This is a genomic window from Arthrobacter sp. 01T428 (assembly GCF_056398685.1).
This window is the reverse complement of sequence record NZ_JBFTPW010000013.1, coordinates 45,505-59,316: the sequence shown is the minus strand read 5'-3', so window position 1 is coordinate 59,316 and position 13,812 is coordinate 45,505. Positions and strand designations below refer to the sequence as shown.

Genomic DNA, 13,812 nt, shown 5'->3' with positions numbered 1-13,812 from the left:
CTAGCTTTTGGCGGCGCCCGGTGAATGGAGGAAGAGGCTGGCGAACGCGGTAAGGAGGAGCAGCGACGCCGCGATGATGAAGCTGGTCTGCATCCCGTGGACGAAGTTGCTGCGATCGGCGATGAGGGCGCCGAAGACTGCGATGGCGACGGCGCCGCCCACTTGGCGGAAAGTATTGAAGACTGCGCTGGCCGTGCCCGCCTTTTCGCTCGGCACGCTCGCGAGCACGACGGCGGTGACCTGCGGCATCGCGATCGATCCGCCGGAACCCGTGAAAATCAGGAAGGCACCGACGAGTAGCGGCGATCCCAACGGTGCGGTGAGAAGCATCGCGGTGAGTCCCACCACCATGGACGTCAATCCGACAACCACCGGCACCCGCGTCCCGAACCGGTTCGAGAGGGTTCCGCTGACGATGTTGCCGACGATGCTGAACGCCGCGGACGGAAGGAACGTGAAACCGGCCTGAAGTGGCGTCAGCCCGAGGTGCTGCTGGAGGAAAAGGCTGACGACAAACACCGTGCCGAAGTGGCCCACCATGAACGCGAAGCCCACCGAGAGCGAGATTCTCATGCCGGTGGAGCGAAACAGTTCAAGCGGCATCATCGGGTGCCGGCCGCGCGCCTGAATCAAGAGGAAGGCCGTGAGGCTTACGGCTGCCAGTACCAGGCTCCCGATGACGGGCACCGTGCCGAACCCCTCGGTCCCTCCCGTGATGAGGCCATACATCAACGTGGTCAGGGCAACGATCGCCGCAGCCTGCCCGGCCCAGTCGAACGGAGTCGGCCGTCGGGGCGACGTGGCAACGGAAGCCAGGAGCACCAGCATCGCGATGCACACGGGAAGGTTGATGCCGAATACGAGCCGCCAGTCCAGGGTGGTGAGGAGCCCGCCGACAAGGGGTCCCACTGCTCCAGCCACGGCCCCGCCGACTGCCCAGATCCCCAGCGCATGTGCGCGACGGCGGGGATCGGGAAAGGCCTGCCGAATCAGCGCCATCGACGCCGGCAGCATGATCGATGCCGCACCTCCTTGGAGGAAGCGGGCAGCGATGAGGATCCCCGACGTCGGCGCGAGGGCGCACGCGACCGACGCCACCAGGAACAGTGCGATGCCCCATCCCAGCGCTCTTTTCGCGCCGATCCGGTCCGACAGGTTACCCGCGAACAGCAGTAGCGAAGCGAACATCAGCGTGTAGCCGTCGATGACCCATTGCAGGCTGGCTGTTCCGCCCCCGAGTTCCTTGCCGATGCTGGTGAGCGCGACGTTGACGATCAGGATGTCGAGGGTGATCAGGAAAAATCCCAGCGACGCAATCATGAGCGTGAGCCGTGCGCGGGGCGCATCGGCCATGGACGAGGGAGGAACCGGAGCCGGCAACGTGGTTTCGGGACGAGTCATGATTTAAGGAAACAGCGTGTTGAGAACATCAGGGAGTCTCTGTCTTGAGGGGTACTGGCAGTGACCCCCAACGGAGGTGCCGCCACCCGGCGATGCGCTAACCGGCAAGTCCAAGGAACACCAGCAAAGCTCTTTCAATCTCTACGAGCTGTGCGGATGTCAAACGGCCGACGCGGCTTTGCACGTTGGAACGCCGGACCGTCGTCAACTTGTCGATCATCACGTGGCTTTCCTGCCGCAAGCCGGACAGCTCTGAGGCTGAGACACTGACCCGAAGGAGGGGTGCGTCGATGAGGTTTGTTGTCAGAGGAAGAACCGTGACGGAATCGGTGACGTCGAATCGGTCATCCTGGATCACAAGCGCTGGCCGCGGCTTGGAGGCGTAGACACCGCCAGCCACGGTCCAGAGTTCGCCACGGTTCACTCTTCGTCCCAAGGCGCTGACACAGCCTCGATAAACTCCTGGTCATCGGACTGGCGATCAGCAGCTGCTGCGGCAGCGGCCTGCCGGTGTGCTTCGGCGTCGAAACCGTCGGCCCGAACGTCCGGTACCCACACCTGGATTGGGCGGAAGCCGTGTTCGCGCATCCGCTTACGGTACTCGCTGACCCGATCTCGAACTGCCATGGAATCCATGTTACATGTAACACCGCTGTGGCGACAGGTTCAGAGATGCCCTCACTCGATGTGCCGTCGTCGAGCGCTAAGCCACCAGCTCCGCGGCAGCGCTGTCCATGTGCTCAAGGATGGTTTTGCGGGCCAGGGATACGTCGCCGGTCTCGATGGCGGCCACAATGTCGTGGTGACGCTCGACGCTCATGTTTTTGACGCCCTTTTCAAGGCCGGCGAACATGATGGACATCCGGATGGATCCCTCCAGCGATTCCCAGGAATGGAGCAGGGTCTCGTTGCCCGTGAGGCGGCACATGGTGCGGTGGAATTCCAGATCGGACTCGATCCGTTCCTCGAGGCTTCCCTTGGCGGCGGCCGCCATGGCATCGATGGCGGTACGCAGCGAAGTGATCACCTGTTGGCGGTCCGGCAGCTCGCAGAGCGTGCGCGCCGCAAGGGACTCGAGGGCCGCCCGCACGGAGTAGATATCGCGGATTTCCTTGGCATCGAGGTGCCGGACGGAAAGCCGGCCGCGGGGTCCTGCAGACAGCAGACCCTCCTGCTCGAGTTGACGCAGGGCTTCCCGGAGCGTTCCGCGGCTGATCTGGAGCATGTCCGACAGCTCGGTCTCCACCAAGTGCCGGCCGGGCGCCAGCTCGCCGCTCGTGATGGCGGTGCGCAGGGCAGAGAGCGCCTGCTCGCGGAGGCTCTTCTTTTCCAGTCCCAGGAGGGGTGCTGTTGCTCCGGCCATCATGTCCGTCCTCAATGTCAGTGGTCGACTGTTTACAGTCGGTGTGTTAACTGTTGATCTTACGTCAGGAGCGCGGAACCGGCCCACGCCTGCTCCGCGCTCCTGCGTCCTTTGATGAACCGGGTCAGCCCAGTTCCGCGAGGACCTTTGCCACGATCCGTTGCACGGACAATCCGTAACGCTCGTGCAGGGTAGGCAGCGCACCGGCGTCAAGGAACTCGTCCGGTAGAGCCACGGGAACCACGCGCTTACCCAGCCCGGCCGTGACCACGGCCGATGCCACGGTTTCGAACAAGCCGCCCACCACGCTGTGGTTCTCCAGCGTGACCGCCAGGCGATCGGTGTTCAGTTCCGCCAGGACGGTGGCGGCGTCGAACGGCTTGATGGTGGGCGCGTGCACGACGGCGACATCCACCTTGTGTGCGGCGAGCGCCTCCGCTGCCTGCAGCGCACGCATGGTCATGAGCCCGCTCGAGACGAACACGACGTCGTTTCCGCCGCGCAGCACCTTCGCCTTGCCGAGTTCGAACGTGTAGTCGTACTCGTCCAGCACGGTGGGGACGTTGCCGCGGAGGAGGCGCAGGTACGTAGGCCCGTCGCTGGCTGCCAGCTGCGGCACGGCCTGTTCGATGTCCACGGAATCGCACGGATCGACGATGGTCAGATTCGGCATTCCTCGGAAGATCGCCATGTCCTCGGTGGCCTGGTGACTGGGGCCGTAGCCCGTGGTCAGGCCCGGGAGCCCGCCCACGATGTTCACGTTCAGGTTCGGCTCGGCGATGTCGAGGCAGAGGAAATCGTAGGCCCGGCGCGCGGCGAACACAGAATAGGTTGAGGCAAACGGAATCAAACCTGTCTCGGCCAAGCCTGCCGCCGCACCGAAGAGCAACTGCTCGGCCATGCCCATCTGGAAAAACCGCTCCGGGAACGCCTTCGCAAAGATATGCATGTCCGTGTATTTGCCGAGGTCGGCGGTGAGTCCGACGATTCGCGGGTCGGCCTCGGCGGCCTTCACCAACGCGTGGCCGAAAGGCGCCGACGAAGTCTTCTGGCCCGGGTCGGCGAAGGACGCGATCATGGCCGACGTTTTCAGCTTGGGTGCTGCGCCTTTCAAAGCTGCGCCTTTCGAAGCGGTGACGGTGCTCATCGGCCGGCCTTCCCGTTGGATCCTGCGGTCAATTGCTTGCGGCAGAGCTGCCATTCGTGTTCTTCGATGCGCATGAAGTGCGCCTTTTCGCGTTCTTCGAGCAGCGGCACGCCGCGGCCCACCTTCGTGTCACACAGGATGACGGAAGGACGCCCGACGGCGGCGGCCTGGCTAGCCGCGTTGTCGAACGCAGCCAGCAACGCACCGACGTCGTTCCCGTCCACCCGCTGCGCGTACCAACCGAAGGCTTCCCACTTCTCCGTCACGGGTTCGGTCCGGAGGACGGTGTCCGTCTTGCCATCCGCCTGGAGGGCGTTGATGTCCACCATGGCGGTGAGATTCCCCAGCTGGTGGTGGTGCGCGCCCATGGCGGCTTCCCACGTGGACCCTTCATCAAGCTCACCGTCGGAGAGGAAGTTGTACACCCTCGCGCTGGAGCCCTCTCCCGATGGAGCGCGGTGCCGGAGGCCAAGGGCAATTCCGACAGCGATGGAGAGCCCGTGGCCAAGCGACCCTCCCGAGATTTCCATGCCCGGCGTGTATGTCGACATCCCGGACATGGGGAGGCGGGAATCGTCCGAGCCGTAGCTTTCGAGCTCCTCGACGGGAATGATTCCGGCCTCCGCCAGGGCTGCATAGTGGCCGATTGCGTAATGGCCGGTGGAAAGGAGGAAACGGTCCCGGCCCTCCCACTCGGGATCATTGGCCCGGTAGCGGAGCTGGTCCGCGTAGACTGCGGCGAGCATGTCCGCCGCTCCGAGTGCCTGTCCGACGTAGCCCTGCCCCTGGACTTCGCCCATGTTGAGGGCGTGGTGCCGGATCCGGGTTGCGGCAGCGCGCACGCGTTCGATGCGTTCCATCGCGGTTTCTCCGATTCGTCCGGCCGTTTTTTGTTCCTGCGCCACCGTCATTAGACATTCACCGACTGGGGAGTGCTTTTGGTGGCCTCATCGGCCAACTGGCGTTCCTTCTTGCCCCAGGTTTCGCGGGTAGCCAATGCAGCCCAGAGGCCGATCGCGGCGTACAGGCCGAAGAGCACGGCCGGGCCCATCCAGCCCATGGCGACGAAGAGCAGGGTGGTGATGAAGGGGGTGAAGCCGGAGATCGTGGCCGAGATCTGGTAGGCCAGTGAAGCGCCGGAGGCACGGGTCTTCGCTTGGAACAACTCGGGGAACCAGGCGCCCTGGGCGCCGGCGAGGGAGTTCTGGCAGACGCCGTAGGAGACGGCGATCGTGGCAATGATGAAGATGAACAAACCGGTGTTGACCAGCAGGAACATCGGGATGGCAAACAGCACGGCGAAGGCGCAGGACCAGATGTAGACGGGGCGCCGTCCGATCCTGTCCGTGAGCCGCGCCCAGGCCTGGGTTGCGAAGATGCCGATGGCCGAAGCGATGCAGAGAGCCACCAGGGTCTGGGTTTTATCGGCCAAATGCTGGCTGTTCAGGTAGGAAATCATGTACGTGATGGAGACGGCGTAGCCCGCGGTCTCGGCGATCCGGAGGCCGATGCCCTTGACGATGTTGCGCCAGTCGGTCTTCAGGACCTCCACGATGGGCGACTTCACGATTGCGCCGCTGTCCTTGACCTCGTCGAAGACGGGAGATTCCGGGACCTTGGAGCGGATGATCAAGCCAACGACAACCAAGACGATGCTGGCGAGGAACGGGATGCGCCAGGCGAGTTCGCCGCCGAGCTGGACGCTGACAAGGAAGACCAGGTTTGCCAGCAGCAGGCCCACTGGGAATCCGGCCTGGACGATGCCGGTGTACTTTCCCTTCTTCTTCCAGGGCGCGTGCTCATAGCTCATCAGAATGGCTCCGCCCCATTCGGCTCCGAAGGCCAGGCCTTGGACGATGCGGACGAACACCAGCAGTGCCGGAGCCAACAGGCCCACTTGGGTGTAGGTGGGAAGCAGGCCGATCAGGAAGGTGGCCACCCCCATCAGGATGAGGGAAGCCACGAGGACCGGCTTGCGACCCAGCTTGTCGCCCAGGTGGCCGCCGATGATGCCGCCGATGGGACGGGCCGCGAAGCCGACGCCGAGGGTCGCGAAAGCGGCGAGGGTGCCGGTCACGGGATCGCCCGTGGGGAAGAACGCCGTTCCGAAGTACAGGGCAGCCGCGGTGCCGAATCCGATGAAGTCATAGGTTTCGATAACCGCGCCCACTCCGGAGCCGATGGCGACGCGCCTGGCGTCCTTGGTGCCGTGGACCGGACCGCGCATGGTCAGAGCTTCTTTGCTCATTGGTGAATCCCTTTCGAAGAGCGACTGAGGCTAGGCGCTTCAGCACTGTCGACTGTTAACACATGATACGCCAGTGTGACCTGCATCATCCATTTCTGTCAACAGTCAACTTCAAGGGTTGACTGTTAACAGTTAACTTAGCTACTGTGGTTCCCATCACTACTGCCTTCGGGCACGACTGGAGGAAACGAAGATGTTCAACTCCCGACTCGGTTGCTCGTCCATCAGCTTCCGGCACCAGGATCTGCCCGCCGCCCTGCGCACCATCGGCGGTTTGGGCTTTGAGGAAATCGACCTCGGCGCGCTGCCGGGCGTCTGCGATCACGTTCCCTATGAGCTTGATTCCGACGCCGTCTCGGCCGTGACCGCGGAGGTCGTCGCCTCAGGGTTGCGGGTCCGTTCGGTCAACGGCGATATAGGAGACCTCAACGCAGCGCTCGACGCCGGCCAGCGCGCCGCCCGCGAAAGTCACCTCGACGCACTCCTCACCCTTACGGCCAACACCGGGGCGAAGGCCTTGGTCCTCCCGTGCGGAGCGTTGTCCCACGATCCCGTCCGCGGCCTCGACGAGGACCTGGACACCATCGCAGCCCAACTCGTCGGTGCCGGACAGCGCGCGGCGGAGTTCGGCGTCGAACTCTGGACAGAATCGCTGCACTTCCTCCGGTTCTGCTGGAACCTGGACCGCGCAGAACAGCTCGCCACGCGGCTGGCGGGCTCCGGCGTCGGGATTGTCATGGACTTCAGCCACATTGTCGCCGCGGGCGAAGATCCGCTGGAGTACATCGAACGCCATCGGGGCCGGATAGCCCATGTCCACTTGCGGGACGCCGTTCCGGGCAACATCAACCTGAGCATCGGAAACGGCCAGGCGGACTTCGCCGCCGGACTCAGCTCGCTCGCAGCCACCGGTTACAGCGGCCATTTCTCGCTCGAGCTCGAAACCCGCGACGTCACCCACGACGAGCGTCCGGCAGCGGCCGCCAAAGCCGCCAGCTTCATCACAGACCTCATCTGACTTTCACACCAACAAATTCAAGGAGCATCATGACCACCACCATCCAGCGCACCGCAGTCCTCACCGGGGCAACCTCGGACCGGGGAATCGGCATCACCACCGCACGCCGCTACGCCAATGACGGCTGGGCCGTCGTGATCCTGGACCTCGACGGCGAGAAGTCCGCCAAGGTCGCGGCGGAAATCGGCAACCAGTTCAACGTCCCCGCGTTCGGTTACGAGATCGACGTCGCCAACGAGGCTTCCGTCACCGCGGCGTATAACGCAGTCGCCGCCGAGATCGGCGCAGGCAACCTCCCCGCCGTCGGCGCCCTCGCCAACATCGCGGGCATCACCTCGCCTGTACCGTTCCTCGAAACCACGCTGGAACTGTGGCACAAGATCATGGACGTCAACGCCACCGGCACCTATTTGGTGACCAAGGCCTTCCTGCCGGACATGATCGCCAACGGCTGGGGCCGCATCGTGAACATGTCCTCCGTCTCCGCCCAGCGCGGGGGCGGCGTCTTCGGCAAGGTCCCGTACTCCGCCGCAAAAGCCGCCATCCTCGGCTTCACCAAGGCCTTGGCACGCGAAATCGGCGCCACCGGCGTGACCGTGAACGCCATTACTCCGGGCGCCGTGGACACGAACATCCGCGTCGGCAGCACCGACGAGCAGGAAGCCGCCATCAACGCCGGGATTCCCCTGGGCCGCAACGCCACCACCGAGGAAATCGCGGCCGTCATCACGTTCCTCTCTTCCGAGGAATCCGCCTACCTCACAGGCACCACCATCGACATCAACGGTGGAAGCCACATCCACTAGCAGCCCCCGCATCCGTAGCCGAAAGAGCCCACGATGACCAAAATCTTCAATGATCCCGCCGATTTCGCAGACGAAGCCCTCGCCGGCTTCTGCGACCTCCACTCCGGCCTGGTGCGCCAGGTTCCCGGCGGCGCAGTGCGCCGCCGTCGTCCCGAGCAGCCCAAGGTGGCCGTCCTGGCCGGCGGCGGGTCCGGGCACTACCCGGCATTCGCCGGACTCATCGGCGCGGGACTGGCCGACGGCGCCGTCGTGGGCAACATCTTCACCTCGCCTTCCGCCCAACAGGCCTATTCCGTGGCCAAGGCTGCGGATTCCGGGGCCGGCGTGGTGTTCACGTACGGCAACTATGCCGGGGACGTCCTGAACTTCGGCATGGCCAGCGAGCGCTTGGCTGCAGAAGGCATTGCCGTGGAAAACGTGCTGGTGACGGACGACATCGCGAGCGCACCGCCGTCGGAATCCGCGAAACGCCGCGGCATCGCGGGCGACTTCACGGTCTTCAAGATCATGGGCGCCGCCGCCGAAGCGGGAGCCGGACTGGCCGACGTCGTGCGCTTGGGCCGCAAAGCCAATGACCTGACCCGCACCATCGGCAGCGCCTTCCATGGCTGCACCTTCCCCGGCGCCGAAGCGCCCCTGTTCACGCTGAACGACAAGCAGATGGGACTTGGCCTGGGCATCCACGGCGAGCCCGGATTGTTCGACACCGAGCTCCCGCCGGCCAAGGAACTCGGCCAGGAACTCGTCGCTCGGCTGCTGGCGGAAACCCCGCACGGAGCGGGCAACCGCCTCGCCGTCATCCTCAACGGACTTGGCTCCACCAAGCACGAAGAACTCTTCGTCCTGTGGCTGACCGTGGCCCCGTTGCTGCGTTCAGCCGGCTACACCTTGGTCATGCCGGAGGTCGGCGAACTGGTCACGAGCCTGGACATGTCCGGCGTCTCCCTCACCATCACGTGGCTCGACGAAGAACTCGAACCGCTGTGGACAGCACCCGCTGAAACACCGGCTTACCGGCGCGGCAACGCCACCCTTGCTGGCGGTTTGCTTTCGGAGGAGGCGTACGACGGCGGCGCTGAGGCTATCGCTTTCGCGGCCACCCCGGACTCGCGCAACTACGCCGCGAGCTGCGCGGACGCGCTCGAGGCGGCGCGGAAAGCACTGCACGACGCCGAATCGCGCCTCGGCGACATGGACGCGGTAGCGGGCGACGGCGACCACGGCCGCGGAATGGTACGCGGAATTGACGCCGCAACCGCGGCAGCGGTTGCTGCGTTGGCCGGTGGCGCGGGAGCCGGCGATATGTTGGGTGCCGCAGGCGATGCCTGGGCGGACAAAGCGGGGGGAACCTCGGGCGTTCTGTGGGGCGCAGGCCTCCGCGCCTTCGGCGAATCCCTTGGCAACGACGAGGCGCCGGAACCGGCTGGACTCGCCGCAGCCGTGACAGCGTTCGCCGCGCGGATCACCGAACTGGGCAAGGCCGAGATAGGCGACAAGACCATGGTGGATGCCCTGCTCCCCTTCGCCGAAACCTTCAGCGAGCGCGTCTCCGAGGGTGTCCTTCCGGAGCGTGCCTGGGCTGAAGCTGCCTCGGCGGCCACCTCGGCTGCGCAAGCTACGGCCGCGCTCCGTCCCCTCAAAGGACGGGCCCGGCCGCTCGCCGAGAAAAGCCTGGGCACAGCAGACCCCGGAGCCACGTCACTGGCGATGATCTTCACCGTCATGGGCCCGCATGTTGTGAGTGCCGGGAAGGTCACGGCATGACCACGAAACGTTTCCGACTCATCCTGGGCGCCGACGAAGCAGGCGTGGACTACAAAGACCGGATTATGGCGGACTTGCGGGACGATCCGCGGGTCAGCGAAATCATCGACATCGGCGTCAACCGCAGCGACTCCACCGAAGAATTCACCACGCCCTACCCCTACGTAGGGATCAAGGCCGGCGAACTCATTCGAGACGGCCATGCAGACCGTGCCATCCTGTTCTGTGGTACCGGAATCGGCGTGGCCATCGCCGCGAACAAAGTGGACGGCATCCGCGCCACCACGGCCCACGATTCCTTCTCCGTGGAGCGGTCCATCCTGTCCAACGATTGCCAGGTGCTCACCATGGGCCAGCGCGTCGTCGGGGTGGAACTGGCCAGCAGGCTCGCACGGGAATGGCTCGGCTACGCCTTCGACCCAACGTCGGCGTCGGCGGACAAGGTCAAGGTGCTCACCGATTTCGAAGGCTGCTGAGTCGTCCTGCCCCCTCCCAACTGACTGACAGTTGTTGTCGTTTTGAGCCCTCATAACGACAACAACTGCGAGCTAGTTGGGTCCTGCAGCGCCGGGGTGGGCCTGAATTTGGGCTAGGCGTAGGGTGGAATGTGGACGATAGGAGCATTTCATGAAGAAAATCCTCATGGTACTAACCAGCGTTTCCGAGCTTGGCGATACGGGAAAGAAGACCGGCTACAACGTGGCCGAGGCTGCACATCCTTGGAAGGTCTTCAAGGATTCCGGACACTTCGTCGACTTCGCATCCATCCAGGGCGGTCAGCCCCCGCGCGACCAGGTGGACTCGAAAGATCCCATCCAGGTTGCCTTCACGGAAGACGAGGCCACACGGGCCGGCCTCTACAACACTGCCCGCGTGGACGTTGTTGATCCGGGCCAGTACGACGCAGTCTTCCTCGTGGGAGGCCACGGCACCATGTGGGACTTCCCGGACAGCGAAGGACTCCAGAAACTTGTGGCGAGCGTCTACGACGCCGGCGGTGTGGTGGGCGCGGTCTGCCACGGACCCGCGGGCCTGGTGAACGTGGACCTGGCCGACGGCTTCAGGCTCGTCGGGGGCCGGGAGGTGGCCGCCTTCACCAACGACGAAGAAGTTGCCGCAGGAATGGACAAGGTCATCCCGTTCTTCTTGGCCGATCGGCTCAAGGAACAGGGTGCGATCCACGTCTTCGCCGACGTCTTCGCAGAGAAGGTTGTCGTCTCCGACCGCTTGGTGACCGGGCAGAACCCTGCCTCCGCCGCGGGCGTAGCGAAAGAGATGGAGAAACTCCTCGCGGAGGTCATCCATCAGGAAAAGGCCGAAGAACAGCAGGAATCGGAAGCCTTGCGCGCAGAAAAGGACGCCAAGAAAGAAGCCAAGAAAGCTGCCGCAGCAGGCACAGAGCACTAACACCGGCAGCGTTTTGACACTGGCGGCCGCTCCGACGACGGGGCGGCCGCCAGGGTCGTCGGAGCGATCCCCAGTGTCGTCGACGGCCTGGAAACGACCCGCACATACCGATCAATTTCCCGTTTGCCCTTGACAAGAGTTCCCTGAACCGGTTCAGTAGAGATAACAAAACCGGTTCAGTGACCCCAATCACCAAGTGGCAATGAGGCAAACATGACAGTGACCATCAACGACGTTGCGCAGGCAGCCGGCGTGAGCAAGGGTGCCGTCTCGTACGCGTTGAATGGGCAGCCCGGCGTCAGTGATGACACCCGGGAGCGCATTCTCAGGGTAGCCCGGGAACTAGGGTGGAAGCCGAATCTTCGAGCCAAGAGCCTGTCTTCTGCCAAAGCCTTCGCCGTCGGACTCGTGGTGGCAAGGGACCCCCGGCTTCTGGGAACTGATCCCTTCTTCCCCGCATTCATCGCCGGGATCGAGACCACCTTGGTCGAGCACGAATACGTCCTGGTCCTGACGGTGGCCGCAAGCGCCGACGCCGAGAAACTGGGCTATCGGAAGCTGGCTGCCGACAGCCGCGTGGACGGCGTCATCCTCACGGACATGAGGGTTGACGACTCCCGGATCGCTTTGTTGACGAGCCTCAAGATTCCGGCCGTCACCCTTAACCGGCCCGAAACCCCCTCGCCGTTCCCTGCTGTCTGCATGGACGATACCGAAGGCATTGCGGCCGCCGTCGAGCACCTCGTTTCCCTGGGACACACCAAAATCGGCCACGTGGGCGGACCGCAGAGTTACATCCACGGCCGAAGCCGGCGCTTGGCGTGGCAAAACGCCATGGCGAAAGCCGGGCTCGGGGCCGGTTCCTTCATCGAGGCGGACTTCACCGCAGCGGGCGGATTGGCGGCTACCGCGGAATTGCTTCGCTCGGCCCAACGGCCAACTGCGATCATCTACGCGAACGACCTGATGGCCACCGCCGGACAGTCCTACGCCCAGTCCCTCGGACTGGCGGTTCCCGATGATCTATCCATCACCGGCTACGACGACACCGAGCTCGCCAGGTACCTCAATCCTCCGTTGACGACTGTCCCCGCCGATCCGCTGCTCTGGGGGCGGGTTGCCGCCCAGCAGCTGCTTAGCCTCCTCGGCGGAGCCCCTGCGGAAGACGTCTATCTGCCATCTCCAAAACTGGTAGTCCGCGCATCCACTGGGCCGGTCCCCAGCATGCCGAATAAATAATCCTTACTAATACCGATCTACCCGCAATTGGGTGGGGTTATTTGCCATTCCCGTTTGACGGCAATGTCGCCACCGCATTTTCAGTTTTTACCCGCAAAAGGAGTTGCAATGAAGCACGGAAAAATTAGTTCGAGAGTCCTCTCCCTTACCGCTATTGCCGTTATCGGAGCCGGCCTGGCCGCATGCGGTGGAGGCGCCTCCAGCAGCACGGCTTCTGGAGCGAACTCCGCCACCACGGCCAAGGGTCCCATCAAGATCTGGTACTCAAACAACGAGTTCGAGGTGAAGTGGGGCAAGGACATGGTGGCCTCCTGGAACGCCGCCCACCCCGACCAGCAAGTCGATGCCCAGGAAATCCCGGCAGGCAAGAGCTCCGAAGAGGTCATCGGGGCGGCAATTACCGCCGGCAACGCCCCCTGCCTGGTCTTCAACACGGCCCCGGTAGCTGTTCCGCAGTTCCAGAAGCAGGGTGGCTTGGTCCCGCTGGATTCCTTCCCGGACGGCGCACAGTACATCAAGGACCGCACCGGCGATCTCGCCAACCAGTACAAGTCCTCCGACGGCAAGACGTACCAGCTTCCGTGGAAGTCCAACCCGGTGGTCCTCTTCTACAACAAGGACGTCTTCGCGAAGGCCGGCCTGGACCCGGAAAAGCCCAAGCTTGCCACGCAGTCCGAGTTCCTGGACACTGCCCGCACCCTCGTGAAGTCCGGCGCCGTCGCCAATGCCGTGTGGCCTTCGCCCACGAGCGACTTCTACCAGCCCTGGTTCGATTTCTACCCGTTCTATGCAGCCAATTCGGGTGGGACGACCCTGCTCAAGGATGGCAAGTCCACCTTCAACAGCGATCAAGGCAAGCAGGTCGCCACCATGTTCCAGACCCTCTACAAGGAGAACCTGGCATCCAAGGAAGCGTACAAGGGTGACTCCTTCGCCGACGGCAAGGCCGGCATGTCCCTCGCAGGCCCCTGGGCCGTCGCCGCTTACAAGGGCAAGGTGAATTGGGGCACGGTCCCGGTCCCGGGTGCGCAAGCCCAGACCGACGGCTCCACCTTCTCCGACGCCAAGAACATCGCCATGTACTCCTCGTGCAAAAACCAAGGAACCGCCTGGGAGGTCATGAAGTTCGCCACCAGCAAGGAACAGGACGGCAAGCTCCTCTCCGGAACGGGCCAGATGCCGATGCGCAAGGACTTGGCCACCACGTACGCGGACTACTTCAGCCAGAACCCGGCCTACAAGACCTTCGCCGACGAAGCCGCACGCACGGTGGAAGTTCCCAACGTGACCAACTCGGTGCAGATCTGGCAGACCTTCCGGGATGCCTGGAGCAAGTCCGTGATCTTTGGCAACCAGAGCATCGATGACGCCTTCAAGGGTGCATCCGACAAGATCAACCAACTGGCAGCCCAGAAGTAG

14 protein-coding genes are annotated in these 13,812 nt (G+C 64.0%); 7 read left to right on the top strand and 7 right to left on the bottom strand.

Going from position 1 to position 13,812, the window contains the following annotated elements:
- The 7 genes from AC1DJB_RS15080 to AC1DJB_RS15050 all read right to left on the bottom strand — a co-directional run bounded on the left by AC1DJB_RS15080 (window position 1) and on the right by AC1DJB_RS15050 (window position 6,159).
- Window positions 1-1,401 carry an MFS transporter gene (locus AC1DJB_RS15080; RefSeq protein WP_284989916.1) on the bottom strand — a complete coding sequence of 467 codons (1,401 nt, stop codon included), beginning with the start codon at window positions 1,399-1,401 and terminating at the stop codon, window positions 1-3.
- A gap of 97 nt (window positions 1,402-1,498) precedes the next feature.
- Window positions 1,499-1,825 (bottom strand): type II toxin-antitoxin system PemK/MazF family toxin, encoded by a 327-nt coding sequence (locus AC1DJB_RS15075; RefSeq protein WP_284989914.1) that lies wholly within the window; start codon window positions 1,823-1,825, stop codon window positions 1,499-1,501.
- Window positions 1,822-2,028, bottom strand: coding sequence for an antitoxin MazE family protein (locus tag AC1DJB_RS15070; RefSeq protein ID WP_059389418.1), 207 nt, complete (start codon window positions 2,026-2,028; stop codon window positions 1,822-1,824). The genes AC1DJB_RS15075 and AC1DJB_RS15070 overlap by 4 nt, the downstream gene beginning before the upstream one ends.
- A 76-nt stretch (window positions 2,029-2,104) precedes the next feature.
- A complete protein-coding gene (locus AC1DJB_RS15065) occupies window positions 2,105-2,764 on the bottom strand; it encodes a GntR family transcriptional regulator (protein ID WP_284989965.1) in 660 nt (219 codons plus the stop codon).
- 124 nt (window positions 2,765-2,888) lie between these two features.
- Window positions 2,889-3,911: a transketolase family protein gene (locus AC1DJB_RS15060; RefSeq protein WP_059389417.1), complete on the bottom strand. Its 1,023-nt coding sequence runs from the start codon at window positions 3,909-3,911 to the stop codon at window positions 2,889-2,891.
- Entirely contained in the window at window positions 3,908-4,771 is an 864-nt protein-coding gene (locus tag AC1DJB_RS15055) for a transketolase (protein WP_441433276.1), read from the bottom strand. The genes AC1DJB_RS15060 and AC1DJB_RS15055 overlap by 4 nt, the downstream gene beginning before the upstream one ends.
- Window positions 4,772-4,821: 50 nt before the next feature.
- On the bottom strand, window positions 4,822-6,159 hold the full coding sequence (locus tag AC1DJB_RS15050; protein ID WP_059389415.1) for an MFS transporter: 1,338 nt from the start codon (window positions 6,157-6,159) through the stop codon (window positions 4,822-4,824).
- A gap of 193 nt (window positions 6,160-6,352) precedes the next feature.
- On the opposite strand from AC1DJB_RS15050, the gene AC1DJB_RS15045 reads away from it, so the two are divergent.
- The 7 genes from AC1DJB_RS15045 (at window position 6,353) to AC1DJB_RS15015 (ending at window position 13,812) form a co-directional block, all read left to right on the top strand.
- A complete protein-coding gene (locus AC1DJB_RS15045; RefSeq protein WP_441433275.1) occupies window positions 6,353-7,177 on the top strand; it encodes a sugar phosphate isomerase/epimerase family protein in 825 nt (274 codons plus the stop codon).
- Between the two features lie 29 nt (window positions 7,178-7,206).
- On the top strand, window positions 7,207-7,983 hold the full coding sequence (locus AC1DJB_RS15040; RefSeq protein ID WP_441433274.1) for an SDR family NAD(P)-dependent oxidoreductase: 777 nt from the start codon (window positions 7,207-7,209) through the stop codon (window positions 7,981-7,983).
- 33 nt (window positions 7,984-8,016) lie between these two features.
- On the top strand, window positions 8,017-9,747 hold the full coding sequence (locus AC1DJB_RS15035; protein ID WP_441433273.1) for a dihydroxyacetone kinase family protein: 1,731 nt from the start codon (window positions 8,017-8,019) through the stop codon (window positions 9,745-9,747).
- Window positions 9,744-10,223 (top strand): RpiB/LacA/LacB family sugar-phosphate isomerase, encoded by a 480-nt coding sequence (locus AC1DJB_RS15030; RefSeq protein ID WP_307053914.1) that lies wholly within the window; start codon window positions 9,744-9,746, stop codon window positions 10,221-10,223. The genes AC1DJB_RS15035 and AC1DJB_RS15030 overlap by 4 nt, the downstream gene beginning before the upstream one ends.
- 151 nt (window positions 10,224-10,374) lie before the next feature.
- Entirely contained in the window at window positions 10,375-11,154 is a 780-nt protein-coding gene (locus tag AC1DJB_RS15025; RefSeq protein WP_441433272.1) for a type 1 glutamine amidotransferase domain-containing protein, read from the top strand.
- A 213-nt stretch (window positions 11,155-11,367) separates the two neighbouring features.
- A complete protein-coding gene (locus AC1DJB_RS15020) occupies window positions 11,368-12,393 on the top strand; it encodes a LacI family DNA-binding transcriptional regulator (RefSeq protein ID WP_441433271.1) in 1,026 nt (341 codons plus the stop codon).
- A 108-nt stretch (window positions 12,394-12,501) separates the two neighbouring features.
- Window positions 12,502-13,812 (top strand): extracellular solute-binding protein, encoded by a 1,311-nt coding sequence (locus tag AC1DJB_RS15015; RefSeq protein ID WP_059389409.1) that lies wholly within the window; start codon window positions 12,502-12,504, stop codon window positions 13,810-13,812.